The following is a 25,263-nucleotide window of genomic DNA, read 5'->3' on the forward strand; positions in this document are numbered from 1 at the left end:
GCGCGGAGGCGACGGCGGGCGTCCGGCGCGGACGGCACGTCGAAGCGTCCGGAGACGCAGACAGGGCCGATCCAGCCGAGCGGCCACCCGAGGGCCAGGCGAAGCCCGCCCCCGCGGCGGCAGACAGCGAGCGGAGTCCACCAGGACGGAGTTCCCGAGCACGTGCCCGTTTTCGCGTACAAGGGCGTCACAGAGGGCGGTCGCGCCACGCGCGGCTTCGTCGACGCGGAGAGCGCGCGGGCCGCGCGCGCCAAGCTCAAGCGCGACGGCGTGTTCCTGACCGAGCTTGCCGAGAGCGCCGCCCCCGCTGCGGCCGCGGACGCCAGCACCCCCGCCGGTGCGCGTCCCGGGGTCTCCTTCTCGCTGGCGCGGCTGCGGCGCATCTCCGCGCTCGACCTCGCGCTGGCCACCCGCCAGCTCTCGACCCTGGTCGGCGCCGGCGTCCCGCTCGTGCAGGCCCTGTCGGCGCTCACCGAGCAGGTCGAGAACATGCGCCTCAAGGGCGTGATCGCGCGCGTGCGCGACCGCGTCAACGAGGGCTCGACGCTCGCCGACGCGATGGCCCAGGCGGGGCCCTTCGAGGACCTCTACGTCGGCATGGTCCGGGCCGGCGAGGCGGGTGGCGCGCTCGAGCAGGTGCTCGACCGGCTCGCCGACTACCTCGAGAGCCAGGTGCGGCTGCGCAACAAGGTCACCTCGATCCTGATCTACCCAACCGTGATGCTCGGCTTCGCGCTGGTGGTGGTGGCGGTCCTGGTCACCGTCGTCCTGCCGCAGATCACCGAGCTGCTGGCGAGCCTGGACCGGCCGCTGCCCTGGTTCACCAAGGCCATCATCTCGGGCTCGCACCTCGCGCGCACGTGGTGGTGGGCGATCGCCTTGCTGCTGATCGGCGGCGTGGCCGCCTTTCGTGCGGTGGCGCGCACCACGCGCGGCCGCGCGCAGCTCGACACGATCAAGCTGCGCCTGCCGGTCGTGGGCCGCACCGTCCGGCTCGTCGCGATCTCGCGCTTCACGCGCACGCTCTCGACGCTGCTCGCGGGCGGCATCCCGATCGTGCGCGCGCTCGACATCTCGAAGCACGTCGCCAACAACGTCGTGCTCGGCGCGGCGATCGACGCGGCCCGCGAGAGCGTGACCGAAGGCCAGTCGCTGGCCAGCCCGCTGCGCGCGAGCGGCGAGTTCCCGCCCGTCGTCGTGCACATGGTCGAGGTCGGCGAGCGGTCGGGCGAGCTCGAGGCGATGCTCGAGAAGGTCGCCCAGACCTACGAGGAGCAGGTGGAGACGTCGGTGTCCCGGCTCACCGCGCTGCTCGAGCCGCTGCTGATCCTGCTGATGGTCGGCATCGTGATCGTGATCATCGCCGCGACGCTCGTGCCGCTGCTCGACGTCACGTCGTCGCTCGGAACCTAGGAGGAAGGACATGGAACCCACGCGCCGCCGCGAGGACGGCTTCACCCTGATCGAGATCATGGCCGTGGTGCTGATCATCGGCCTGCTCGGCGGGATCGTCGGCGCCGCCATCTTCGGCCGCATCGACCAGGCCCGCGTGACCACGGCCCGCACCCAGATCAAGCAGATCGAAGCCGCGCTCGACTTCTATCGCATGGACAACGGCAAGTACCCGACCACCGACCAGGGCCTCGACGCGCTCGTGCACGCCCCGACCATCGAGCCGATCCCGAAGAACTACCGTCCCGAGGGCTACCTGTCGGGCGGCAAGGTGCCGACGGATCCCTGGGACAACCCCTACAAGTACCTCGCACCGGGCCAGAACAACGCCTACTCCTTCGACCTGTGGAGCGACGGCGCCGACGGCGCGCCGGGCGGCACGGGCACCGACGCCGACGTCGGCAACTGGGCCGAGGAAGGCCAGGGGTGAGGCCGGCCGCGCCGCGCGCCCGGCTCGCCGGCTTCACGCTGATCGAGCTGCTCGCCGTGCTGGCGATGTTCGCGCTGATCGCGGGGCTGATCCTGCCGCGCTTCTCGATCGGCGGGGAGCGCGAGGTGCGGCGCGAGGCGGAGGCGCTCGGCGAGGCGGTCGAGCTGGCGCGCCAGCGCGCGATCATGACTGCGCGCCCGCACGAGCTGGTGATCGACGTCGGGCGCGGCCTGCACTGGGTCGAGTGGGCGCCCCCTCCCCCGCCCGAGACCGAGGCCGTGGCGGCGCGTGCGGAGGAGCGTGCGGCCGGCTCGCGCAAGGTCGACATGACCCCGCCCGCGGCCGCCTCCGGCGAGCTCGTCTTCGAGCCGGTGCCGGGCGCCTTCGGCCGTGCCCACGTGCTCGGCGAGGACGTGGTGTTCGTGGCGGCCGCCTTTCCCGACACCACCTTCGACAGCGGCCTCGTCACGATCGCCTTCGACCCCGACGGCGCGGCCGATCCGGTGATCGTGTCGCTCGCCGAGCCCGGAGGCGCCCATCGCTTCGAGGTCGAGGTGCAGGCGCTGGCCGACGCCGTCGTGGTGGTCGATGCGACCCCCTGAGCGCACACGGGGCTTCACCCTGCTCGAGGTGATGGCGGCCTTCGCGCTGCTCGCGATCGCCTACACGACCCTCGGCGGCGCCGGCGCCCAGAGCCTCCAGAAGGAAGGCGAGGCCGCCCGCCGCCTCGACGCGTCGCTGCTCGCCGATCGCGTGCTCGAGGGGCTCGAGGCGGCCTTCGAGCAGGGCGCGGCGCCCCCGCTCGGGGAGGAGGAGCGCACCGAGGGGCTGTACACCGTCGCGATCCGGGTGGCGCCCTGGGAGCCCGTGATCGCGGAGCGCGAGCGCCCGCTCGCGGTCGAGCGCAGCGAGCGGCGCGAGCGCCGGCCGGGCGAGTCGATCCGCGACGACGAGGGCGCGTCGCTCGGGCCGAGCCTGCTCCACGGCGAGCGCGGCCAGCCCGGTCCCCTGCGCCGGGTGGACGTGGTGGTGAGCTGGGACGAGGGCTGGAGCCAGGCCCGGGTCGTGCGCACCACCTTCGGGCTCGACCCCGAGGCGGCGGCGGCCTCGCTGGAGGCGCTCGGCGCTGCTGCCGGCGCCGGGGCCGGCCAGGGCGGTCCGCCCGGCACCGACGCCTCCGGGCTCGGCGGCCGCATCGGGCGCGGCGGCGCCGATCGGAGGGCGCGATGAGCGTGCGCCGCCGCACCGGTGGCTTCACGCTGCTCGAGGTGATCGCGGTGGTCCTGCTCACCGGAATCCTGATCACCTTCACGACCAACTTCTACCTGGATCTCTCGGCCCAGAGCCGGGCGGCCGTCGAGCGGGCGCGCACCACCCGGCGCGCCGTGGTGCTGCTCGACCGGGTGGCCCGCGACCTCGGCTCCGCGATGCTCGTGAAGAAGCCCGCCGAGCGCGATCCCCTCGAGCACCCCTGGCTGTTCCTGGCCGAGGCCGACGACCCCGACCAGGGCGCCGGGCGCCTCAAGTTCTCGAGCCACGGCCATCGCCCGCGCAGCCCGCAGGCGGCCGAGTCCGACGTCGAGATGGTGGCCTGGATGCTGGCGCCGGGCCCGAGCGGGCGCGACTTCGAGCTGCGTCGCTGGAGCTCGCCCCACCTGCCGCCCGGCCGCGAGCTCGCCTTCCCCCCGCTCGAGGACGGCGACCCGGTGGCAGACGGGATCGCCGGTTTCGGCGTGTTCCTGATCGGCGAGGACGGCGAGCGGGTGGCGCGCTGGGACTCCTCCGCGATGACCGGCTCGAGCGAGCTCCCGCTCGCCGCCGAGATCCAGGTCTCGTTCTTCGCCGACGAGGAGAGCGACCTCGTCGCCGGCCCCTACGTGCGGCGCGTGTCCCTGCCCTTGCGCCCGCTCGACCTCGAGGCCCAGCTCGAGGCTGCCGGCGCGGGTGGACCTGGCAGCGTCGACACGGACGGCGACGGCGTCCCCGACGCGGAGGAGGACGAGGACGGCGACGGGATTCCCGACGGCGAGGACGACGACGCGAGCGGCGGCGACAGCGAGGGCACCAAGACCGCCCGTGCGTGTCTCCAGGCGAACCCGGGCCTGCAGGCCCTGCTGGACGGCCTCGACCCGGCGACGCAGGCGAGCGCGGCGAGCATGCTCGACCTGCCGATGAGCGACGTGGCCCCCATCCTCCAGGGCCTCGGCTTCCAGGTACCGCCGGAGTGCCTGTGAGCGCCCGCACCCGTCGCCGCACCTCCGGCGTCGTGCTCGTGCTGGTGCTCTTCTACGTGCTCCTCCTCGCGACCACGATCGCGACCCTCCAGCGCCGCGTCGCGATCGACGCCGGGATCGCCGTGAACCGCGACCGCGCCGCTGCCGCCGAGGCGCTGGCGCGCGGCGGCGTGCGCCTCGCGGAGACGCTCCTGCTCGAGGACCTGCGCCTCGACGCGGGCGAGCCGGCGCCCGACAGCCTGTGGGACGTGTGGGCGCGCGCCGGGCTCGAGCCGGTCTTCGTCGACGACGAGGGCGACCAGGCGCTGCGCGTCGAGATCGAGGACGCAGCCGCGCGGCTCGACCTGAACGCCCTGGCCGGCGCGGGCGGAATCGGTCTCGGGGAAGCTGGAGCCGAAGAGAAGGACGGTGCCGGGCGCGACCAGGCGCCCGCGCCGGCCGACACCCGGGAGGATCGCCCCCGCCCGCGCTCCGGGCTGGGGGGCGGCGCCAGCGGGATCGAGACGCGCCGGCTCTTCCTCGCGGGCTTCCTGACCCGGGTGATCGAGACCCTTCCCGAACGCCCGGCGCAGGCGGCCTACGATCCCGAGCAGCTCGCCGCGAACCTGCTCGACTGGGTGGACGAGGACGAGGTGCGCCAGGACGGCGGGCCCGAGGACGAGCCCTACCAGCAGCGCGAGCCGCCCTACCGCGCCCCCAACCGGCCGCTGCTCTCGCTCGACGAGCTGCGCCTGGTCGAGGGCTTCGACGGCACGCTGGTCGAGGCGCTGCGGCCCTACGCGACGGTGTACCCGCTGGCCGGCGGCGGCGGACTCAACCTCAACACGGCGCCGTCCTGGGTGCTGGCGCAGCTCACGCGCGGCTCGGACGTCTCCGGCATGCGGCCGGTCGAGGAGGAGGACGTGCGCCGGGTGCTCGACGCCCGCGACGAGGGCCTCGTGTGCAGCGCCACCGGCGAGGGCGCGGCGTGCACCCCGGTGCTCGAGCTCTTCGACGGCGAGACCATCAGCCCCCCGATGCTCGACCGCTCGAGCGTCTTCCTGGTGCGGGCCACGGCGCGCGTCGTCGACGTCGAGCGCCGGATCGAGGCCGTGATCGACCGCCGCGATCCCCAGGCGCTCCTGCGGCTGTCCTGGCGCGTCGAGTGAGGTATCCATCTTCCATGCTGGGACGGACCCTCGGCATCGACGTCGGCAGCCAGTCCATCAAGGTCGTGGAGCTGCGCCAGACCCTGCGCGGGATCGAGCTCGTGCGCGTGCAGTCGATCCCGGTCCCGCCGCCCGCCCCGCCCGACGCACCCCACGCACCCCACGCACCCGACGCGCCCGCCGCGATCGCCGGACCCGCCGCGGCCGCCGGGCCGCACGACTCCGCGGCGGCCCCGGAGCCCGCGTCCGGAGGCGAGCCGGCCGCCGCTCCGGCGCCCTTCCCGCCCGAGGTCGCGACCGCCCTGCGCGAGTGGGCCGCGGGCGAGTCGCTGACGGGCCCGCGCATCGTGTGCGCGATCCCGGGCGACCGCGTCGCGCGCCGGCGCATGGTGCTGCCCTTCCGCGACCGCAAGCGGATCGCCCAGGCGGTGCCCTTCGAGGTCGAGAGCGAGACCCCCTTCGACCTCGACGACGTGTTCGTCGACTGGGAGCTCGTCGGAGGCAGCGGCGCGAGCGCCGAGGTGGTCGCGACGGTCGTGCCGCGGGCCGAGGTCTCGCTGCGTCTCTCGGCGCTGCGCGACGCCGGGATCGCGCCGCGCGTGCTCGAGGTGGAGGGCCTCGCGCTCGCGAACCTGGCCGAGTGGATCGAGCTGCCGGGCACGCGCCTGCTCCTCGACCTGGGACACCGCCAGACGACGCTGTGCCTCACCGTCGGCGGTGCGCCCCGCTACGCGCGCACCCTCCCGATCGGCGGGCGCCACCTGACCGAGGCGCTGGCGGCCGACCTCGGCGTCCCGCTCGACGAAGCGGAGCGGCGCAAGCAGCGCGACGGCGTGATCGGCGGCGCGAGCCCGGCGGCGGCGCGCGTGCTCGAGCGGCTCGCGCGCGACCTCGTGCGCACGCTCGGCGGTCTCGAGCCCGTGCTCGGCGCGAGCGCCGACAAGGCGATCGACGGCATCGTGCTGCTCGGCGGCGGCGCGCGGCTCCAGCGCCTCGACACCTGGCTCGCCGAGCGCACCGGGATCCCGGCCGCACGGCTCGCGGTGGCGCCGGGCACGCCGGCCGGCGCGCTGCTCGCCGCCGGCGACCCGCTGCGGCTCGGGCCGGCGCTGGCGCTCGCGCTCCGCGGCACGCTCAAGGCGCGCACGCGCACGAACCTGATGCAGAAGGAGTTCGCGCCGCGCCTCGACCTCGGCCGCTGGAGCCGCGAGCTGCGCCCGACCGCCTTCTGGGCCGGGCTCGCGCTGCTGCTCGCGATCGTCGCCGGCGCCAACCAGATCGCCCTCGAGTCGCGCCGGGCCGGCCAGCTCGAGGCCGAGCTGGCCGGGATCTGGCAGCAGGCCGCCCCCGGCCGGCCGGTGCCGGCCGACGTCTCGCGCGCGCTCCTCGACACGTTGCGCCAGACCCAGCAGCGCGCCGAGCTGCTCGGCATCTACGGCGGCAACCTCTCGGCGCTCGACCTGCTCGGCGAGATCTCGAAGCTGGTGCCGGCGAACCTCGCCGTGATCTTCGAGGAGCTGTCGATCGACGGCCAGGTGGTGCGGATCCGCGGCCACACCGACAGCTTCGCCGCGGTGGACCAGCTCAAGGCCGCCCTCGCCGGCTTCCCGCACTTCTCGGACATCCGGGTCAGCGAGATCCAGGCCGACGCGACCCGCGGCGGCAACAACTTCAGCGTCACGATCAGCCTCGCCAAGGCGGGCGGGGCCCCCCCGTGACCCAGGAAGGCGTCTCCCCGTGACCGGCCTGCGCGAGCGCATCGCGGTGTGGATTGCGGGCCTGGCGCCGCGCGAGCGGCTGCTGCTCGGTGCCGCCGGCGCGATGCTGGCGGCCGCGATCGTCTGGCTCGCAGGGGTCCAGCCCCTGCTCGGCGCGGTGCAGGGTGCGGCGCTGCGGGTCGAGACGGCCGAGCGCAACCTCGAGGTGGCGCGCCGCGTGCAGGGCGAGCTGGCCGCGCTGCAGGCCAACCTGGCCTCGGTCGAGGCGCGCATCCGGCAGGGTCCGAAGGGCAACCTCTTCACGACCCTCGAGCAGCTCGCCGCCCAGTCCGCCGTCAAGGTGGAGTCAATGGAGCCCCAGGCGGCGCCGGCCAGCGACACCTATCGCGAGACCAAGGTGCAGGTGGCGCTCAAGCAGGTGACGCTCGCCCAGGTGGTGAACTTCCTGCACAAGATCGAGTCGGCGGAGCAGCCGCTCTCGGTGAAGAGCCTGCGCATCCGGACCCGCAGCGAGCAGAAGGGCGGCGCCAAGGTGGACCTGCTCGACGTGACCTTCACCGTCTCCTCCTTCGAGCCGACGACGTGAGCACCCCGGGCGCCGCCCCCTTTCCGCTGCTCCCGCGCGGGCGCGCCCGCCGGGTGCTCGCGATCGCGGCGGCCTACCTCGCGCTGACCCTCGGGTTCGTGATCGCCCGCTTCCCGGTGGACCGGCTGACCCCCCAGATCGCCGCGCTCGCGAGCGCCGCCACGGGCGCGCAGGTCGGGATCGGCGAGCTCGAGCTCGACCTGATCGCCCTGCTGCCGACGCTCCACGCGCGCGACGTCACGGTGACGACGGCCGGCGGCCAGCGGCTGCGCCTCGATCGCGTGCGCGCGCGCCCGGCCTGGTCGTTCTCGTGGCTGCGCGGAGACCCGGCCGCCGTGCTCTCGCTGCGCGCCGGTGCCGGGCGCGTCGACGGCGTGGTCCGGCTCGGCGGCGCGCCCGGCTTCGAGGGCGAGCTCGCCGACGTGGACCTGGCGCTCCTCCCGGCGGCGCTCTTCGGCGGGAGCGGCTTCGCGATCGACGGCAAGCTCGGCGGCACGGTCGACCTCCGGCTCGCCGAGGCGGGACCCGAGGGCACGCTCGCGCTCCGGGCCACGGACGGCTCGGTGTCGCTCCCGAACCTCCCGATCGGGGTGCCCTACCAGTCGATCGCGGCGCAGGCGACGCTCGGCGGCGACGAGCTCGCGCGCGTCGAGAAGCTCGTCGTCGACGGTCCGATGCTGGCCTTCGAGGCGAGCGGCACCGTGGGCCGCGGCCCGGCGCCGACGCTCGCGCCGCTCGCGCTGCGCGCCCACGTCGAGGTGCGCGAGCCGGCGCTGCGCGACCTCTTCGCCGGGAGCCCCGTCGCGCTCGGGCCCGACGGCAGCGCGGACCTCACGATCGGCGGCACGCTCGCGGCGCCCGATCTCGGCAGCGGGCGCCCCGCGCCGCGCCGGCCGTAGCCCGAGGGCCCGGCGGTGAGCGCCGAATCGCTCCAGAAGATCCTCCGGACCCTCGCCGACCCGACGCGGGTGCGGATCCTCTCGCTGCTCGAGCGCGAGGAGCTGGCCGTGCAGGAGCTGATGGAGGTGCTCGGGATGGCGCAGAGCCGGGTCTCGCGCCACCTCGGGATCCTGCGCGAGGCAGGGCTCCTGCGCGACCGCCGCGAGGGCACCTACGTCTTCTACCGCTTCGCGACGCCCGGCGACGGCGCCTGGCGCGACGCCTGGGCCCTCGCGCGCCGGGAGCTCTCGGGCGACCCGGCCGCGGAGCGCGACGCGGCGGCGCTCGCGCGCGTGCTCGAGGCGCGCGCGAGCCGCGCGCGCTCCTTCTTCGACGCGGTGGGGCCGGAGTGGGACGCGCTGCGCAAGGTCTTCCACGACGACGTGCTGCGCGCCCGTGCGCTCGCCCACCTCGCGCCGCCCGACTGGACCGTCGTGGACGTCGGCACCGGGACCGGGATCCTCGCGATCGAGCTCGCGCGGCTCGGGCTCGACGTGATCGCCGTAGACCACTCCCGGCGCATGCTCGACGCGGCGCGCGCGAAGCTTGCCGAGGAAGGCTTCACGCTCACGGGCGACGGCATCGCGGTGGGCGCGGAGGGAAGCGGCGCGGGGCGGGTCTCGCTCCGCGCCGGCGAGGCAGGCGCGCTGCCCCTCGGCGACGGCGAGGTGGACGCCGCCCTCGCCCACATGGTGCTCCACTACCTGCCGGCGCCAGCCGAGGCGCTGCGCGAGATGGCGCGGGTGGTGCGACCCGGCGGCGCGCTCGTGGTGGTCGACTTCGTCCGCCACGAGGCCGAGTGGATGCGCGAGGAGCTCGGCGTCCAGTGGCTCGGCTTCCCGCCCACCGAGGTGGCCGGCTGGCTGCACGAGATCGGCCTCGAGCGCATCCGGCTCGAAACCATCGCCGCCGGCTCCCCCACCCGCGAGCTCCCCGCGGCCTTCATCGCGGCAGCAAGGCGGCCGAAGGCCGCCGCGCAGTGAGCCGAAGGCGAACGAAGGTCATCCGGCAAGGCGGCCGAAGGCCGCCGCGCAGTGAGCCGGAGGCGAACGAAGCCCATCAGGTGGCGGCCGAAGGCCGCCGCGCAGTGAGCCGAAGGCGAACGAAGCCCATCCGGTGGCGGCCGAAGGCCGCCGCGCAGTGAGCCGGAGGCGAACGAAGCCCATCCGCATGGAGATCCCCCGGATCGAGGCCGTCGTCTTCGACGCGGCCGGCACCCTGATCCGGCCGGCCGAGCCGGTCGGCGAGACCTATGCCCGGGTCGCGCGCGCGCACGGGGTCGCGATCCCGGCCTGGCGGCTCGACGACGCGTTCCGCCGGGTGCTGGCCGCGGCCCCGCCGATGGTCTTCCCGGGCCTCCCGCCCGAGCAGGTGGCCGGGCGCGAGCGCGCCTGGTGGCGGGACCTGGTGCGCGCCGTCTTCCGGGCTGCGGACCAGATGCAGCGCTTCGGGGACTTCGAGGCCTGCTTCGCGGCGCTCTTCGCCCACTACGCCGAGCCGGCCGCCTGGCGTCCCCTCCCGGGCGCACGCGCGGCGCTCGACGCCCTCCGCGGCGAGGGGCGGCGCCTCGCCGTGGCCTCGAACTTCGACGGGCGCCTGCCCCGACTGCTCGCCGGCCTCGGCCTCGACGAGGGCCTCGAGGCCGTCCTCCTGCCCTCGGCGCTCGGTGCCGCGAAGCCGGATCCCGCCTTCTTCGCCGCGGTCGCGGCGCGCCTCGGGGTCGCGCCCGCCGCCGCCGCCTACGTCGGCGACGACCCCGAGCAGGACGTGGCCGCCGCCCGGCGCGCCGGCTTCCGGGCGATCGACGCGAGCGCGCTTGCTACCCTCGCCGCGCTTCCCGGACACCTCCACGCCCTCGAGGACCCTCCGCTCCGATGAGCGACCCGCACGCCCCGCGCCCGAAGCCAGCGCCCGCCGGCGCCGACGTGGCCTCCTTCTTCCACGAGCGCTTCGGCGTCGACGAGCACGCGCTCGGGCGCGTGCTCGGGAGCGCGCTCGAGCGCCGCGCCGACGGCGCCGACCTCTTCTTCGAGTACAGCACCCAGGACTCGGTGGCCCTCGAAGAGGGCATCGTGAAGAGCGGCAACCGCCACGTCGAGCAGGGCGTCGGCGTGCGGGTCGTGGCCGGCGAGCGCCAGGGCTACGCGCACTCGGACGAGATCACCGTCGAGAGCCTCGAGCTCGCGGCGGCGACGGCGCGGGCCATCTCGGAGACCGGCGGCACGAGCGCGCCGGTCGCGCTCCACCCGGCCGCGGGCTCCCGCGACCTGTATCCGGTCGCGACCGCTCCCACGGACGTGCCCGTCGCCGACAAGGTGCGCCTGCTCGGGGAGATCGACCGCTACGCCCGCGCGCGCGATCCCCGGATCGTGCAGGTGATGGCGAGCGTGGTCGCGGAGCAGCGGCGCGTGCTGGTGGTGAGCCATGACGGCGCGAGCGCCGGCGACCTGCGCCCGCTCGTGCGGCTCAACGTCCAGGTGATCGCGCAGGATCCGGGCGGGCGGCGGCGCGAGGTGGGCTACCACGGGATGGGCGGCCGCTACGAGCTCGAGCGCCTGCTCGATCCGGGGGCGTGGCAGCCGCTCGCCGACGAGGCGGTGCGCATCGCGCTGCTCAACCTCACCGCCGTCCCCTGCCCCGCCGGCACCATGGACGTGGTGCTCGGCCCGGGCTGGCCGGGGATCCTGCTCCACGAGGCGATCGGGCACGGGCTCGAGGGCGACTTCAACCGCAAGAAGACCAGCGCCTTCGCCGACCGTCTGGGCCAGCGCGTCGCGGCGCCCGGCGTCACCGTGGTGGACGACGGCACGCTTCCGGGCCGGCGCGGCTCGCTGAACGTCGACGACGAGGGAACGCCCAGCCAGCGCACCGTGCTGATCGAGGACGGCGTCCTGGTCGGCTACCTCCAGGACCGGCTCAACGCGCGCCTCATGGGCATGGCGCCCACCGGCAACGGCCGCCGCGAGAGCTACGCGCACCTGCCGATGCCGCGCATGACCAACACCTTCATGCTCGCCGGCCACGACGACCCGGAGGAGATCGTGCGCTCGGTGTCGCGCGGCCTCTACGCGGTGTCGTTCGGGGGCGGCCAGGTCGACATCACGAGCGGCAAGTTCGTGTTCAGCGCGAGCGAGGCCTACCGGATCGAGGACGGCCGGATCGGCGCGCCGGTGAAGGGCGCCACCCTGATCGGCAACGGCCCCGACGTCCTGACCCGCGTCTCCCGCGTCGGCCACGACCTGGCGCTCGACCAGGGTGTCGGCACCTGCGGCAAGGACGGCCAGTCGGTGCCGGTCGGGGTCGGCTTGCCGACGGTGCGCGTGGACGGGCTCACGGTCGGAGGCACGGAAGCGTGACGGCCGCCCTGCCGGCCGAGGAGGCCGTCGCGCGCGCCGTGCGCCGGGCGCTCGACGCCGGCGCCCACGCGGCGGACGCCGCGCTCGCCGAGAGCGACTCCTTCGAGGCGCGCGTGCGCGCGCGCGAGATCGACTTCGTGAAGCAGGCGCGCGAGCGCGTGCTCGGGATCCGCGCCTTCGTGGCCGGAGCGGGCGGGCTGCGCACGGCGCTCACCTCCACGAGCGACCTCTCGCCCGACACGATCGACCGGATGGCCCGGGAGACGGTCGCGCTGGCCCGCGCCACCGCGCCGGATCCCGCCGCCGGGCTGCCCGACGGCGGCTTCGCCGGGGATCGGCCGGAGCTCGCGCTCCTGGCGCCCGAGGACCGCCACGTCTCGGTGGAGGCACGCGTCGAGGAGGCGCGCCGCGCCGAGGCCGCGGCCCGGGCGCTCGACCCCCGGATCGTGAACTCGGAGGGCAGCCAGGTCGCGAGCGGCTTCCGGCGCACGGCCTATGCGAACAGCGCGGGCTTCGCCGGGAGCTACGAGTCGGCGAGCCACTCGCTCTTCTGCGAGCCCGTGGCGCGCCAGGGCGAGGCGATGCAGCGCGACTACTGGATGACGGCAGCCCGCCGGCTCGGCGCCCTCGAGGACGCCGGCGCGGTGGGACGCCGCGCCGCCGAGCGCGCGCTGCGCCGGCTCGGCGCGCGCCCGGTCGCGACCTGCGAGGTACCGGTGATCTTCGAGCCGATGGTCGCGCGGAGCCTCCTCGGCCAGCTCGCCGGCTGCGTCGCGGGCAGCGCGGTGTATCGGGACGCGACCTTCCTGAAGGACCGCATGGGCGAGCCGATCGCGAGCGAGCTCGTGACCGTGATCGACGACGGGCGCCTGCCGGGCGGACTCGGCTCGCGGCCCTTCGACGGCGAGGGGCTGCCGACCCGGCGCAACGTGCTGGTCGAGGGGGGGCGGCTGCGAAGCTGGCTCCTCGACGGCTACAGCGCCCGCAAGCTCGGCCTGCGCAGCACCGGCAACGCGGTGCGCGGGGCTGCGGGCGCGCCGGGCCCGGGGCCCACCAACCTGTGGCTCGAGCCCGGCAAGCTGCCGCCCGAGGAGATCGTCCGCCGCACGGGCCGCGGCCTGCTCGTCACCGAGCTCATCGGGATGGGCTTCAACCCGGTCACCGGCGACTACTCGCGGGGCGCCGCGGGCCTGTGGATCGAGGACGGCCGGCCCGTGCACGCGGTCGAGGAGGTCACGATCGCGGGCCACCTCGGGGACATGCTGGCGGCGATCGACCTGGTCGGGAGCGACCTCGTCTGGCTCGGCGCCATCGCCGCTCCCACCCTGCGGGTGGCGCGCATGACCGTCGCGGGACGATGAGCGCGCCGAACACCATGATCGGGCTCACCCTGCCCGAGGTCGACGTGTGGTCGGAGCGGGTCACGGTCGCGCTCGGGCGCAACCCGAGCCTCTTCACCGGCCCGGGCACCAACACCTACCTGGTCGGGACCGGACGCGCGCGGCTGCTGCTCGATCCCGGCCAGGGGGTCCACGGCTACCTCGAAGTGCTCGAGCGGGCGATGGCGCAGGCCGGCTGCGAGGCGATCCAGGAGATCGTCCTCACCCACGGACACGTGGACCACATCGGAGGCGTGGCCCAGGTGCTCGAGCGCTTCGGCCCGCTGCGGGTGTCGAAGCTCCCCTGGCCCGCCTTCGACCGCGCCTGCCCGGCCCCCCTGACGCCGATCGGCGACGGGTCGGTGCTGCGTACGGAGGGCGCCACCCTGCGCGCCGTACACACGCCGGGCCACGCGCCCGACCACCTCTGCTTCGTGCTCGAGGAGGAGCGCGCGCTCTTCTCCGGCGACAACGTGCTGGGCGTCGGCACCACCGTGATCCCGGACGACACGGGCGACCTCCTCGACTACCTGGCGTCCCTCGAGCGCCTGCTCGCGGAGGCGCCCGGCCGGATCTATCCCGCGCACGGCCCCTGCATCGAGGACGGCCCGGCGAAGCTGCGCCAGTACATCGCGCACCGCGGCGAGCGCGAGCGGCAGATCCTGGCCGCGCTCGGCCAGGGGCCGGCAGCGATCGCGACGCTGGTCGCGCGGGTCTACACCGACGTGCCCGTGGCGCTCCACGCGGTGGCGGCGCAGTCGGTGGCCGCGCACCTGCGCAAGCTCGAGCGCGAGGGGCGCGCGCGGCGCCACGACGACGCTCCGGCCCGCGAGGCCACCTGGAGCCTGCCCGGCGAGGCCGGAGGGCTGGCCCGACGATCCGGGGGGCCCACCCGATGATCCGGAGGGCCCGCCCGATGATCCGGAGGGCCCGCCCGGGGATCCGGAGGGCGGCCCGATGATCCGGCCGGCTCTGCGGCGGTGAGCCATCCGCTCCTCGTGCAGCTCGCGAGCGGCGACCCGGGCGATCGCGCGGCCGCCTGCCGCGCGATCGCGGGCGACCCGGCCGGCGCGCTCCTGGCGGAGCCCCTGATCGGCGCGCTCGGGGACCCGGAGCGCGGCGTCGCGCGGGCGGCGGGCGAGGCGCTCGTCGCGCTCGCCCGGCGCTCGGAGGGCGTGCTCCCGCTGCTGCGCGCGGCGCTCCGTCGCGGCGGAGCTCCCCGCGTGCCCGCTGCCCTCGCCCTGGCGCGCCTCGAGCCGCCCGACCCGGGGCTGCTGCCGGCGCTGGTCGACGGGCTCGGCGCGCGCGAGGGCGACGTGCGCTGGTCGGCGGCGCGCGTCCTCGTCGACATGGGGCGGCTCCACCCGCAGCTCGTCGGCGTCCTGATCGGCCTCGTGCGCAGCGCCGAGGACCCGGCCGCGCGCCGGATGGCCGCGTTCGCGCTGCGCGAGCTCGCACCGGATCATCCCGAGACCGCGCGCGCGCTGCTCGCTGCGACCGGCGACGACGACCCGCACGTGCGCCGTGCCGCGGTGACGGCGCTGGCGGGTCTCCTCGACCCGCCTCCCGAGGTGGGCGCGCGGCTCGACGCGCTGCGCGCCGACCCCGACCCGACGCTCGCGCGCCTGGCCACGCTCGCGTTCGAACGGATGCAGGATCGCAGGGAGGCGCGGTGATGAGCGATCGGCGCGGGGTGATCGTGACGGGAGGCACGGGCGCCCTCGGCCAGGCGGTGGTGGAGGCCTTCCTGGGCGCCGGCGACCGCGTCTGGGTGCCCTGGGTCCGGGCGCCCGAGGCGGAGCGGATGCGCGAGCGCTTCGCACGAGCGCTCGCCGGGGACCGGCTCGTGCTCCTCGAGGCCGACGTCGCCGACGAGGAGGGCGCGGGCGCACTGATCGCGCGGGCCGGCGCGCCGGCGGTCGTGGTCAACGGGGTGGGTGGCTTCGCGGCCGGCCTCCACCACGAGACTCCACTCGAAGTCTGGGACCGTATGTACCGGATGAACGTACGGACGGCCGCGGTCGTGACGCGCGCCGCCCTGCCCGGCCTCCTGGCCCGGGGCCAGGGTGCGATCGTGAACGTCGCGGCCCAGGCGGCGCTCGACGCGCCCGGCGGGATGGGCGCCTACGTCGCCTCCAAGGCTGCGCTCGCCGCGTGGACGCGCGCCCTCGCGCACGAGCTGCCGGCGGCGGTGCGCGTGAACGCGGTGCTGCCCACCACGATCGACACCCCGGCCAACCGCGCCGCCATGCCGGACGCCGACGTCTCGAGGTGGACGCGCCCGGAGCGGATCGCGGCGGTGATCGCCTGGCTCGCGAGCGACGCCGCCTCGGCGGTGCGCGGCGCGCTGGTGCCCGTGTGAGGGGCAGCGGCACGCCCCGAGCGAGGCTCGGCGCCCCCGCGCCCCTCGCCGCCGCCACGCTCGGGCCGATCCTCGCCGCGCTGGCGCTCGGCGCCGCCGCCGCGGCGCGCGCCGGCGAGGAGAGCCCGCTCTCGCCCCAGCTCGACATCGTGGTGCTCGCGCGCGAGGTGCTCGCGGTCTCCCCGGGCGGCGGCAACCCCCTCGGCGAACGGCTCGAGCGCGGCGAGCGCGTCCTCTACGCGAAGCAGCGCGGGCGCGTCGGCGTCGCCGTCACCGACCGCCGGCTCCTGGCCGTCACCGCGAGCTCGGGATCCTGGCAGCAGGCGCGCTACCGCAGCGGCGAGGCGCCGCCGGCCGACGTCGCGCTCGGCGACCGCGTGGCGCTGGTCGTGACGCCGCTGCGCGCAATCGGCTTCGACGGCAAGACCGGCAACCTGGTCGAGGCGAGCCTGGGGCCCCAGGAGCGCGTGCTCGACAGCGCCGTGGGACAGAACGTGGCCGCCCTGGTCAGCGACCGGCGCGCGCTCGGCGTCTCGGCGCAGCACGGCGGCTTCTTCGAGACGCGCATGCGTCTCGGGGAGGCGATCGTCGCCCTGCGCGCGCAGGCCGACACCGTGACGCTCCAGACCTCCGCGCGCCTGCTCGTCTTCGACGGCCCGAGCGGCTCCTGGGAGGAGCGGCGCCTCCCGATCCGCTGAGCCCCGCCGGCGCCGGCCGCGCGCCTCAGGGGCCGGTCTGGGCGCGGGCGTCCAGGAGCGCCTCGAGCTCGGCCCGCGGGAGGACGGCGCGCTCGAGGCAGATCTCGCGGATGGTGCGGCCGCTGCGGGCGGCCTCCTTCGCGATCTCCGCTGCGCGGTCGTAGCCGATCCGGGGCGCCAGGACGGTCGCCATCGCGAGGCTGCGCTCGACCCACTCGGCGGCGCGCTCGCGCTCGGCCTCGATGCCCTCGACGCAGCGCTCGGCGAAGAGCCGGCTCACCGCCGCCAGCAGGCGGATCGACTCGAGGAGGTTGCGGGCGAGGAGCGGGATCATCGTGTTCAGCTCGAGCTGGCCGGCAAGCCCGCCGAGCGCCACCGCCGCGTCGTTGCCGACCACCTGCGCCGCCACCTGGATCACCGACTCGCAGAGCACCGGGTTCACCTTGCCCGGCATGATCGAGGAGCCGGGCTGCACGGCCGGCAGGCGCAGCTCGCCGAGGCCGCAGCGCGGGCCCGAGGCGAGCAGGCGCAGGTCGTTCGCGATCTTGAAGAGCGCCACCGCCGCGCCGCGCAGCGCGCCGCTCGCGGCCACCGCGGCGTCGCGCGCCCCCTGCGCCTCGAAGTGGTCCTCCGCCTCGCGGAACGCGAGCCCGGTGTCGGCCGCGAGGCGCGCGATCGCGCGCTCGGCGAAGCCGGGCGGGCAGTTGATGCCGGTCCCCACCGCCGTGCCGCCCAGCGGCAGCTCCGCGAGCTCCTCGCCGGCCGCCGCGATCCGCGCCGCCGCCCGCTCCACCTGCCGCGCCCAGCCGCCGAACTCCTGCCCGAGCCGCACCGGGGTCGCGTCCATCCCGTGGGTCCGGCCGACCTTCACGACGTCGTCGAGCTCGTGCGCCTTCGCGCGCAGCGCCGCCGCGAGGCGCGCGAGCGCCGGCAGCAGGTCCTCGGCGATCGCGACGCGCGCGGCCACGTGCAGCGCGGTCGGGATCACGTCGTTCGAGGACTGGCTCGCGTTCACGTGGTCGTTCGGGTGGACCGGCGGCGCCGTCTCGGTGAGGAGCTGGCGGGCGCGCGTCGCGATCACCTCGTTGGCGTTCATGTTGGTCGAGGTGCCCGAGCCCGTCTGGAAGACGTCGACGACGAACTGCGCGTCCCAGCGGCCCGCCGCCACCTCGCGCGCGGCCGCCTCGATGGCGTGCGCGTGGGCGGCGTCGAGGACGCCGAGCGCACCGTTCGCCTCCGCCGCCGCGGCCTTCACGAGCCCGAGCGCCGCCACGAAGCGGCGCGGGAAGCGCTCCCCGCTCACCGGGAAGTTCAGGACCGCGCGCTGGGTGGAGGCGCCCCACAGCGCGTCGGCCGGGACCTCCATCGGTCCCATCGAGTCGTGTTCGATGCGGGTTCCCCGGACCATGGCGCTCCTTCCGTGGGCAAGGCTTGCGGGCGAGCTTGCCCGCGGCCGAGCAGGCTTCGCAACCGGCGGCCCCGCTCAGCGGCGGCGGAGGGGACGAAGGGGCCCGAGCTGCGGCGGGGGAACCTCCGCGGGCGTAGCGGCGAGCGCCGGGAAGAGCAGGCGCACGGTGGTCCCGCGGCCGGGCGCGCTCTCCACGACGAGGCCGCCGCCCTGGGCGCCGACCAGGCCCGCCACCTCGGCGAGCCCGAGGCCGCGCTCGGGCGACTTGGTGCTGAAGAAGGGGTCGAAGACCTGCGAGCGGGTGGCGGCGTCCATGCCGCAGCCGTCGTCACTCACCTCGAGCGCGACGCCGGGGCCCGCCCGCAGCGCGCCGGGCGGCTGCAGCGAGGCGAGCTGCGCCTCGTCGACGTCGAGCACGCGGGTGCGGACCTTCACGGTGCCGCCGCGCGGCGCGAGCGCGTCGGAGGCGTTGTGCACGAGCAGCGCGACGACGCGGCGCAGTTGGATCGCGTTCACGCGGGCGGGCGGCAGCCCCATCGGCAGGTCGAGGCTCAGCGAGACCCTGGGCTCGAGCCCCGCTTCGAGCCCCTGCGACAGCCCCATGACGAGCGCCGAGAGATTCGTGCTCGCCCCGACCGCGGGCCGGCGCCCGACGTAGCCGAGGAGCTGCTCGGTGAGGGCCGCCATCTGCAGACCCACGCGGCGCACCGGACCCGGCTCGAGCCGTTCCGTCCCGAGGCTCCGGCGCCGGGCCTCGTGGGGCGCCGGGCGCGCCTTCGGATCCGGCCGGCGCGCGCGGCGGGGGGTGCGGGCCAGGCTCTCGTCGACCTGGTCGAGCAGCTCGGTGGAGAGCCGGCTCAGGCGGTCGGCGACGCCCGCGGCGAGCCGCACCATGCCCTCGCGCCGGCGTGCCTCCTGCACCTGCTCCTCGAGGCGCCAGCGCTCCGCCTCGGCGCGCCGGCGCTCGCTCACGTCGCGCCCGACGAGCTGGATCGCCGGCTCGCCCTGGAACGACACCGCGGCGCCCGCGATCTCCACGTCGAGCACGCTGCCGTCGGGGCGCAGGATCTTCTCCTCGAGCAGGAGGGCCGGCCCCCCCGTCTCGAGCATCTTGCGCACGCGCTCGGCCACCACGGCGTGATAGTCGGGGTGCACGAAGTCGATCATCCGGCGGCCGAGGAGCTCCTCGGACGAGCTGGCGCCGAGCATCGCGACGGCGGCAGGATTCACGAAGCGGATGCACCCGCCCGCGTGCACCACGATCGGCTCGGGGCACGCCTCGACGAGCCGGCGGTAGCGCTCCTCGCTCTCGGCGAGCGCGGCGGCGGGCTCGGGGGCGGGCCGCAGCGCGACGCACCAGGCGGGGGCGCCCGCGCCCGCCGCGGGCGCGGCCTCGAGGCTGAGCCCGTCGATCACGAGCCGGAACGGGGCGCCCGCGGCGAGCGAGGCAGCGAAGCGCTCGCGGGCCGGGGCGTCGAGCCCGGGGAGCGCGGACGCGAGCGGGCGCGCGAGGAGCGCAGCGGGCGCGCGGCCGGACAACGCCTCGACGGCGCCGCTGCACCAGACCACGACGCCCTGCGCGTCGCAGCCGAGGAGCGCGAAGGAGCCCTCGGGCGGGCTGGGCATGAGGCGACCTCCACGGACGCGAGGGGAACGACGCGGGATCGCGATCACGGCGCGGGCGGGAGCTGCGAGCGGGCGAGCGGCAGGAGGACCCGAGGGTATCACCGCCGCGAAGCCGTCCGCTATCGTGCAGCCGTCCACACGAGGAACGCATGACCGCCTTCTCGCACCAGCCGCTCTTCGAGCTCCCGCACGACGACGAGGCGACGCCCTGGCGCCGGCTCACCGGCGACTTCGTCGGCCGCGCACGCTTCGAGGGCCACGAGCTGCTCACCGTCGCACCCGAGGGGCTCACGCTGCTCGCCGCCCAGGCGATCCGGGACGTCTCGCACCTGTTCCGGCCGGCGCACCTCGCCCAGGTGCGGGCGATCCTCGACGACCCGGAGGCCAGCGACAACGACCGCTTCGTCGCGCTCCAGATGCTGAAGAACGCCAACGTCGCGGCCGGCATGATCCTGCCCTCGTGCCAGGACACCGGCACCGCGATCGTGCTGGGCAAGAAGGGCCAGCGCGTCTGGACCACCGGTGACGACGAGGCCGCGCTCGCCCGTGGCATCCACGACACCTACACCACGACGAGCCTGCGCTACTCGCAGATGGCGCCGACCTCGATGTACGAAGAGGTCAACACGCGCACCAACCTGCCCGCCCAGATCGAGCTCTACGCCACCGAGGGCGACGAGTACCACTTCCTGTTCGTCACCAAGGGCGGCGGCTCCGCGAACAAGAGCCTGCTGTTCCAGGAGACGCGCGCGATCCTGAACCCCACCGCGCTGCTGCGCTTCCTCGAGGAGAAGATCCGCGGGCTCGGCACCGCGGCGTGTCCCCCCTACCATCTGGCGATCGTGATCGGCGGTACCTCCGCCGAGCTCACGCTCAAGACCGTGAAGCTCGCCTCGTGCCGCTACTACGACGCGCTCCCCACCAGCGGCAACGCAGCGGGCCGGGCGTTCCGCGACCTCGAGCTCGAGCAGCAGGTGCTGGCGCTCTCGCGCCGGCTCGGGATCGGCGCCCAGTTCGGGGGCAAGTACTTCTGCCACGACGTGCGCGTGATCCGGCTGCCGCGCCACGGCGCCTCGCTGCCGGTCGGGATCGGCGTCTCCTGCTCGGCCGACCGCCAGGCGCTCGCCAGGATCACGCACGAGGGCGTGTTCCTCGAGCAGCTCGAGACCAACCCGGCGCGCTTCCTGCCCGACGTGAGTGCGGGCGAGCTCCCGGGCGAGGTCGTGCGCATCGACCTCGACCAGCCGATGGCGGAGATCCGCCGCACGCTCTCCCGCCACCCGATCAAGACCCGGCTCGCGCTGAGCGGCACGATCGTGGTGGCGCGCGACATCGCGCACGCGAAGCTCAAGGAGCGCCTCGACCGCGGCGAGGAGCTGCCCGCCTACGTCCGCGACCACGTCGTCTACTACGCGGGGCCGGCCAAGACGCCGGAAGGCTACGCCTCGGGCTCCTTCGGGCCGACCACCGCGGGGCGCATGGACTCCTACGTCGACCTGTTCATGGAGCACGGCGGCAGCTTCGTGACGCTCGCCAAGGGCAACCGCTCGCGGCAGGTCACCGAGGCGTGCCGCAAGCACGGCGGCTTCTACCTGGGCTCGATCGGGGGCCCGGCCGCGGTGCTGGCGGTCGAGTCGATCAAGAAGGTCGAGGTCCTCGACTACCCCGAGCTCGGCATGGAAGCGGTCTGGAAGATCGAGGTCACCGACTTCCCGGCCTTCATCGTCGTCGACGACAAAGGCAACGACTTCTTCGCCCCGAACCGGTAGGGAACGGGGACAGACCCGGCGATCCGGCGATTCCCGGAGCTGAGCGCCGGCCACCAGCCGGTCGAATCGCCGGATCGCCGGGTCTGTCCCCGCCTCTTGCCGCGGGGTTACTGGATGCGGGTGCGGCCGGCGAAGCCGTCGTCGTAGCCGTGGAAGTGGTCGAGGGCGGTTTCGGGCCAGCGCCAGCAGTAGTACCCGGAGCCGTTGTCGAAGTCGACGAGCCAGACGCCCTTCGCCTCCGCGCCGAGCGCTTCGATCTCGCGCGCCCAGCGCGAGACCACGCCCTGGATGCGCTCGTCGATCGCGCGTCGCCCCTCCGCGCCGGCCTGCTCGCGCTCCCGGATCAGTCCGTCCGCCTGGACGACGGCGCGCTCGGTCCGAGCCCGCACGTCGGCCAGCACCGCCCGCGCCCCCTCCAGGCTCCAGCGCCGCTCCCCCGCCTGCTCCATCGCCGCGCCGTCCTCCGTGCGCCGAGCGTAGCCGCCGGCGCGGCCGGCGGCGCCGGTTGACGCCCGCGCGGGCGCCCGTTTCCCTTCGGGCGCGATGGAGACACCCCGCACCACCCGCCCGCGGAACGGGCCGCTGATCCTCGGCAGCGGCTCGCCGCGCCGGCGCGAGCTCCTGGGCCGCGCCGGGATCCGCTTCGAGGTGCAGCCCGCGGACATCGACGAGCGCGCGCGCCCGGGCGAGGCCCCGCGCGCGCTCGCGTCGCGGCTCGCGCGGGAGAAGGCGTCAGCCGTCGCGCGGCGGGTGGGTCCGGCGCCGGCGCGCCTCGTGCTCGGCGCCGACACGATCGTGGTCGTGGACGGCGCGATGCTCGGCAAGCCCGAGGACCCCGGCGACGCGGAGCGCCTCCTCGCCCGGCTGGTCGGGCGCGCGCACCAGGTGCTGACCGCCGTCGCGCTCGTCGAGAGCGCGGCGCTCACCGCCTGGAGCGCGCTCGTCGAGAGCCGCGTCTGGATGCGACCGGCCGGCGCCGCCGAGATCCGGCGTTACGTCGCGACCGGTGAGCCGCTCGACAAGGCCGGCGCCTACGCCGTGCAGGGCGAGGGCCGCCGCTTCATCGAGCGCATCGAGGGCAGCGAGACCAACGTGATCGGGCTGCCGATCGAGGAGACGCTCGCGCTGCTGCGCGAGGCCGGACACGATGGCCTCGCCTGAGCCCGAGCGCGACGAAGCGCCGGCGCTCGCCGCGCGGCTCGCCGCCCTGCGCGCGCGCATCGCCGCCGCCGCGGGCCGCGCCGGGCGCGACCCCGCCGCGGTGCGGGTGATCGGCGCGAGCAAGCGGCAGCCGGCCGCCCGGGTCGCGGCGGCGGCCCGGGCGGGGCTTCGCGACCTGGGCGAGAACTACGTTCAGGAAGCCTCGGCCAAGATCGCGAAGGTGCGGGAGATTCTCGGCGATGAAACCGCGGGCGCCCTGCGCTGGCACGGGATCGGCCACCTCCAGCGCAACAAGGCCCGGGAGGCGCTCGCCGCCTTCTCCTGCCTCCACACGCTCGACAGCCCCCGGCTGGCCGCCGAGCTCGAGCGCCAGGCCGCGGCGGCCGGGCGCGTGCTGCCCGTGCTCGTGCAGGTCAACGTCTCGCGCGAGCCGCAGAAGAGCGGCGCCCTGGAGGCGGAGCTCCCCGCCCTGCTCGCCGGGCTGGCGGCGCACCCGCACCTGCGCGTCACGGGCCTCATGGCGATGCCCGCTCCCACCGACGATCCCGAGGCCGCCCGCCCCGCCTTCGCCCGCCTGCGCGCGCTGCGCGACGAGCTGCGCGACGCTCCGGGTGGCGCGCAGCTCGTGGAGCTGTCGATGGGCATGTCGCACGACTTCGAGGTCGCCGTCGAGGAGGGGGCGACCTGGGTGCGGATCGGGACGGAGCTGTTCGGCCCGCGGCCGGCGTGACGGGAGGACGGGTGATGGGTGCGCTCGACGGACTGCGGATCGGCGCGATCGGCGCCGGCGCGATGGGCGAGGCGCTGCTCGGCGGCCTCGCGGCCGCCGGGGTGCCGGCCGCGAGGCTGCGCGCGACCGACCCCGACGCCGCCCGCCGCGACGCGCTCGCGCGCGGCCTCGGCATCACGACCGGTACCGACAACGGCGCCCTCGTGCGCGAGAGCGACGTCGTGCTGCTCGCCGTGAAGCCGGGCCTCGTCCCGCGCGTGCTCGGCGCGCTGCGCAAGGAGCCGGGCGCGGACCTCGCGCGGCCGCTCTGGGTCTCGATCGCCGCCGGCGTCTCGCTCGCGAAGCTCGCGGCCGAGCTTCCGGCCGGCACGCGCATCGTGCGCGCGATGCCCAACACGCCCGCGCTCGTGCGCGCGGGCGCCACCGCGTTCGCCGCCAACGCCGCCGCGACCTCCGCCGACCGCGCCGTCGCGCAGGCGCTCTTCGAGAGCGTCGGCGTCGTCTGGGAGGCACCCGACGAGGGCCTGCTCGACGCGGTGACCGGGCTCTCGGGGAGCGGCCCGGCCTACGTCTTCGTCTTCCTCGAGGCACTCGCCGACGCCGGCGTGCGCGCCGGCCTCCCGCGCGAGGCCGCGCACCGGCTGGCCTGCCAGACCGTGCTCGGCGCGGCGCGGCTCGCGCTCGAGAGCGGCCTGCATCCCGGGCAACTGAAGGACCGGGTCACCTCTCCCGGCGGCACCACGATCGCGGGCCTCGCCCGGCTCGAGGCCGGCGGCCTGCGCGCCGCGGTCCACGACGCCGTGGAGGCCGCCACCCGCCGCTCCCGTGAGCTCGGCGGCTGACGGGTCCCCCCCGCGTGCGGCTAAAGATCGCGCGCGGTTGGGCCGATCGCTTGCCGCAGGCCGAGAGGCTGGAGGGACCCGTGCGCCTGACCCCGCTCGACATCCAGAACCATCACTTCGCCCAGCGCCTGCGCGGCCTCGACCCCGAGGAGGTACAGGCCTTCCACCGGCTGGTGGCGGAGGACTTCGAGGACCTGATCCGCGAGGGCGAGCGGCTGCGCGAGCGGATCCGCGAGCTCGAGGCGCGCGTCGAGGAGATGGGAAGCCGCGAGGAGCTCCTGCGCCAGACGCTGCTCACCGCCCAGTCGGTGAGCGAGGACCTGCGCCGCACCGCCGCGAAGGAGGCCGAGGTGGTGCTCGCCGAGGCCGAGGTGCGGGCCGAGAAGCTGCTCGACGCCGCCCACCGGCGCGTCGCCAAGCTGGCCGAGGACATCCGCGAGATGCGCACGCTGCGCACCCGCCTCGGTGCCTCCGTGCGCGCCGCGATCGAGACCCACGTGGCGATCCTCGACGGCCTCGTCGAGGAGCTGCCCGACGACCCGATCCTCGACGGCAAGGTCGCGTTCCTGGCCCAGGCCACGAAGGCGCCGGGGCGCCGCAGCGGAGGCCCGGGCGGCGCGGCGGGGCCGGCCTCGGGGGCCCAGGAGGCTTGAGCGGCACGGGCGCAGACCTCGATCTGCGCCGGCTCGCCCGCGAAGCGCTGCCGCCCTCGGGCGGCGTCTCGTTCTGGATCCACGTGACCCCGCGCGCCGCGCGCGAGCGCGTCGGCGGCCTGCACGGCGGGGCGCTGCGCCTGGCGGTCCGGGAGCCGCCCGTGGAGGGAGCGGCCAACGACGCCTGCGCCCGCGCCCTCGCACGCGCGCTCGGCGTCGGGCGTGCGGCGGTCGGGCTCGACCCCTGCGCGAAGGGCCGGCGCAAGCGGGTGCGGGTGGCCGGCGACCCGGCCGCGCTCGAGGAGCGCCTGCGGGCACTCGCCGGGTTGGCGGGCACCGGGCCGGTGGGTTAGATCCCCGGCGCCCTGGATCCGCGGAGACGCCATGCCGATCTACGAGTACCTGTGCGAGAAGTGCGGCCACGAGTTCGAGCGCGAGCAGCGCATCACCGAGGACCCGGTGAAGACCTGCCCGAAGTGCCGCGCCCGCAAGGTCCGGCGCCTGATCTCGCGGACCGGCTTCGTGCTCAAGGGCGGCGGCTGGTACTCGGACCTCTACTCGAGCGCCAAGCCCGGCGCGAAGGAGGGCGAGGGCGCGGCGGCCGACGCGAAGGCCGACGCCAAGCCCGAGGCGAAGCCCGACGCCAAGGCGGACGCCAAGCCGGGGTCGAAGCCCTCGGGTGGCAAGAAGGGCGGCGGCAAGAAGGGCGCGAAGAGCGCCGCTTAGAAGACCCCCGGCGCTCGGTTATCCTGCGCGCCCGTGACGTCCTCCC

27 protein-coding genes are annotated in these 25,263 nt (G+C 75.8%); 24 read left to right on the forward strand and 3 right to left on the reverse strand.

Annotated elements, in window-relative coordinates; all coding sequences use genetic code 11:
• Positions 1-162: 162 nt before the first annotated feature.
• The 17 genes from gspF to OZ948_13105 all read left to right on the forward strand — a co-directional run bounded on the left by gspF (position 163) and on the right by OZ948_13105 (position 16,302).
• Entirely contained in the window at positions 163-1,413 is a 1,251-nt protein-coding gene (gene gspF / locus OZ948_13025; protein MEB2345651.1) for a type II secretion system inner membrane protein GspF, read from the forward strand.
• Positions 1,414-1,423: 10 nt separating this feature from the next.
• Complete coding sequence (gene gspG / locus OZ948_13030; protein MEB2345652.1) at positions 1,424-1,882, forward strand: type II secretion system major pseudopilin GspG; 459 nt, start codon at positions 1,424-1,426, stop codon at positions 1,880-1,882.
• Positions 1,879-2,484 carry a prepilin-type N-terminal cleavage/methylation domain-containing protein gene (locus OZ948_13035; GenBank protein ID MEB2345653.1) on the forward strand — a complete coding sequence of 202 codons (606 nt, stop codon included), beginning with the start codon at positions 1,879-1,881 and terminating at the stop codon, positions 2,482-2,484. Before gspG ends, OZ948_13035 begins: the two co-directional genes overlap by 4 nt.
• The gene (locus tag OZ948_13040) at positions 2,471-3,112 is read left to right on the forward strand and encodes a type II secretion system protein (protein MEB2345654.1); all 642 of its coding nucleotides are present in this window, start codon (positions 2,471-2,473) and stop codon (positions 3,110-3,112) included. Before OZ948_13035 ends, OZ948_13040 begins: the two co-directional genes overlap by 14 nt.
• Positions 3,109-4,116, forward strand: coding sequence for a hypothetical protein (locus tag OZ948_13045; GenBank protein MEB2345655.1), 1,008 nt, complete (start codon positions 3,109-3,111; stop codon positions 4,114-4,116). Before OZ948_13040 ends, OZ948_13045 begins: the two co-directional genes overlap by 4 nt.
• Positions 4,113-5,264, forward strand: coding sequence for a type II secretion system minor pseudopilin GspK (gspK, locus tag OZ948_13050; protein MEB2345656.1), 1,152 nt, complete (start codon positions 4,113-4,115; stop codon positions 5,262-5,264). The genes OZ948_13045 and gspK overlap by 4 nt, the downstream gene beginning before the upstream one ends.
• A 14-nt stretch (positions 5,265-5,278) precedes the next feature.
• A complete protein-coding gene (gspL, locus tag OZ948_13055) occupies positions 5,279-6,982 on the forward strand; it encodes a type II secretion system protein GspL (GenBank protein MEB2345657.1) in 1,704 nt (567 codons plus the stop codon).
• A 19-nt stretch (positions 6,983-7,001) separates the two neighbouring features.
• Positions 7,002-7,568 carry a type II secretion system protein GspM gene (gene gspM, locus OZ948_13060; protein ID MEB2345658.1) on the forward strand — a complete coding sequence of 189 codons (567 nt, stop codon included), beginning with the start codon at positions 7,002-7,004 and terminating at the stop codon, positions 7,566-7,568.
• Positions 7,565-8,467: a type II secretion system protein GspN gene (gspN, locus tag OZ948_13065; GenBank protein ID MEB2345659.1), complete on the forward strand. Its 903-nt coding sequence runs from the start codon at positions 7,565-7,567 to the stop codon at positions 8,465-8,467. The genes gspM and gspN overlap by 4 nt, the downstream gene beginning before the upstream one ends.
• A 15-nt stretch (positions 8,468-8,482) precedes the next feature.
• Positions 8,483-9,490: a metalloregulator ArsR/SmtB family transcription factor gene (locus OZ948_13070; GenBank protein MEB2345660.1), complete on the forward strand. Its 1,008-nt coding sequence runs from the start codon at positions 8,483-8,485 to the stop codon at positions 9,488-9,490.
• A 187-nt stretch (positions 9,491-9,677) separates the two neighbouring features.
• Positions 9,678-10,385 carry an HAD-IA family hydrolase gene (locus OZ948_13075; protein ID MEB2345661.1) on the forward strand — a complete coding sequence of 236 codons (708 nt, stop codon included), beginning with the start codon at positions 9,678-9,680 and terminating at the stop codon, positions 10,383-10,385.
• The gene (tldD, locus tag OZ948_13080; GenBank protein ID MEB2345662.1) at positions 10,382-11,863 is read left to right on the forward strand and encodes a metalloprotease TldD; all 1,482 of its coding nucleotides are present in this window, start codon (positions 10,382-10,384) and stop codon (positions 11,861-11,863) included. The genes OZ948_13075 and tldD overlap by 4 nt, the downstream gene beginning before the upstream one ends.
• A complete protein-coding gene (locus tag OZ948_13085) occupies positions 11,860-13,224 on the forward strand; it encodes a metallopeptidase TldD-related protein (protein MEB2345663.1) in 1,365 nt (454 codons plus the stop codon). The genes tldD and OZ948_13085 overlap by 4 nt, the downstream gene beginning before the upstream one ends.
• On the forward strand, positions 13,221-14,141 hold the full coding sequence (locus tag OZ948_13090; GenBank protein MEB2345664.1) for a beta-lactamase-like protein 2: 921 nt from the start codon (positions 13,221-13,223) through the stop codon (positions 14,139-14,141). The genes OZ948_13085 and OZ948_13090 overlap by 4 nt, the downstream gene beginning before the upstream one ends.
• Positions 14,142-14,222: 81 nt before the next feature.
• On the forward strand, positions 14,223-14,918 hold the full coding sequence (locus OZ948_13095) for a HEAT repeat domain-containing protein (GenBank protein ID MEB2345665.1): 696 nt from the start codon (positions 14,223-14,225) through the stop codon (positions 14,916-14,918).
• Positions 14,918-15,604, forward strand: coding sequence for an SDR family NAD(P)-dependent oxidoreductase (locus OZ948_13100; protein MEB2345666.1), 687 nt, complete (start codon positions 14,918-14,920; stop codon positions 15,602-15,604). Before OZ948_13095 ends, OZ948_13100 begins: the two co-directional genes overlap by 1 nt.
• A complete protein-coding gene (locus OZ948_13105; protein MEB2345667.1) occupies positions 15,601-16,302 on the forward strand; it encodes a hypothetical protein in 702 nt (233 codons plus the stop codon). The genes OZ948_13100 and OZ948_13105 overlap by 4 nt, the downstream gene beginning before the upstream one ends.
• Positions 16,303-16,327: 25 nt before the next feature.
• Here OZ948_13105 and OZ948_13110 read toward each other — a convergent pair whose 3' ends face one another.
• Complete coding sequence (locus tag OZ948_13110) at positions 16,328-17,710, reverse strand: class II fumarate hydratase (GenBank protein ID MEB2345668.1); 1,383 nt, start codon at positions 17,708-17,710, stop codon at positions 16,328-16,330.
• A 75-nt stretch (positions 17,711-17,785) separates the two neighbouring features.
• Positions 17,786-19,336 carry a PAS domain S-box protein gene (locus OZ948_13115; GenBank protein ID MEB2345669.1) on the reverse strand — a complete coding sequence of 517 codons (1,551 nt, stop codon included), beginning with the start codon at positions 19,334-19,336 and terminating at the stop codon, positions 17,786-17,788.
• 149 nt (positions 19,337-19,485) lie between these two features.
• Between OZ948_13115 and OZ948_13120 the strand changes: the two genes are divergently transcribed.
• Positions 19,486-21,105 carry a fumarate hydratase gene (locus tag OZ948_13120; protein MEB2345670.1) on the forward strand — a complete coding sequence of 540 codons (1,620 nt, stop codon included), beginning with the start codon at positions 19,486-19,488 and terminating at the stop codon, positions 21,103-21,105.
• Between the two features lie 107 nt (positions 21,106-21,212).
• Here OZ948_13120 and OZ948_13125 read toward each other — a convergent pair whose 3' ends face one another.
• A complete protein-coding gene (locus tag OZ948_13125; GenBank protein MEB2345671.1) occupies positions 21,213-21,554 on the reverse strand; it encodes a DUF2203 family protein in 342 nt (113 codons plus the stop codon).
• 94 nt (positions 21,555-21,648) lie between these two features.
• Between OZ948_13125 and OZ948_13130 the strand changes: the two genes are divergently transcribed.
• The 6 genes from OZ948_13130 (at position 21,649) to OZ948_13155 (ending at position 25,217) form a co-directional block, all read left to right on the forward strand.
• Positions 21,649-22,266 (forward strand): Maf family protein, encoded by a 618-nt coding sequence (locus OZ948_13130; protein MEB2345672.1) that lies wholly within the window; start codon positions 21,649-21,651, stop codon positions 22,264-22,266.
• The gene (locus OZ948_13135) at positions 22,253-22,996 is read left to right on the forward strand and encodes a YggS family pyridoxal phosphate-dependent enzyme (GenBank protein ID MEB2345673.1); all 744 of its coding nucleotides are present in this window, start codon (positions 22,253-22,255) and stop codon (positions 22,994-22,996) included. Before OZ948_13130 ends, OZ948_13135 begins: the two co-directional genes overlap by 14 nt.
• A gap of 14 nt (positions 22,997-23,010) precedes the next feature.
• On the forward strand, positions 23,011-23,838 hold the full coding sequence (gene proC, locus OZ948_13140) for a pyrroline-5-carboxylate reductase (protein MEB2345674.1): 828 nt from the start codon (positions 23,011-23,013) through the stop codon (positions 23,836-23,838).
• 80 nt (positions 23,839-23,918) lie between these two features.
• Positions 23,919-24,491 (forward strand): DivIVA domain-containing protein, encoded by a 573-nt coding sequence (locus tag OZ948_13145; GenBank protein ID MEB2345675.1) that lies wholly within the window; start codon positions 23,919-23,921, stop codon positions 24,489-24,491.
• Entirely contained in the window at positions 24,488-24,844 is a 357-nt protein-coding gene (locus OZ948_13150; protein ID MEB2345676.1) for a DUF167 domain-containing protein, read from the forward strand. Before OZ948_13145 ends, OZ948_13150 begins: the two co-directional genes overlap by 4 nt.
• Before the next feature lie 31 nt (positions 24,845-24,875).
• Positions 24,876-25,217, forward strand: a complete 342-nt coding sequence (locus OZ948_13155; protein ID MEB2345677.1) for a zinc ribbon domain-containing protein — start codon at positions 24,876-24,878, stop codon at positions 25,215-25,217.
• The last annotated feature ends 46 nt before the right edge of the window (positions 25,218-25,263 follow it).

Source organism: Deltaproteobacteria bacterium, assembly GCA_035063765.1.
Taxonomy (GTDB): Bacteria; Myxococcota_A; UBA9160; order UBA9160; family PR03; genus CAADGG01.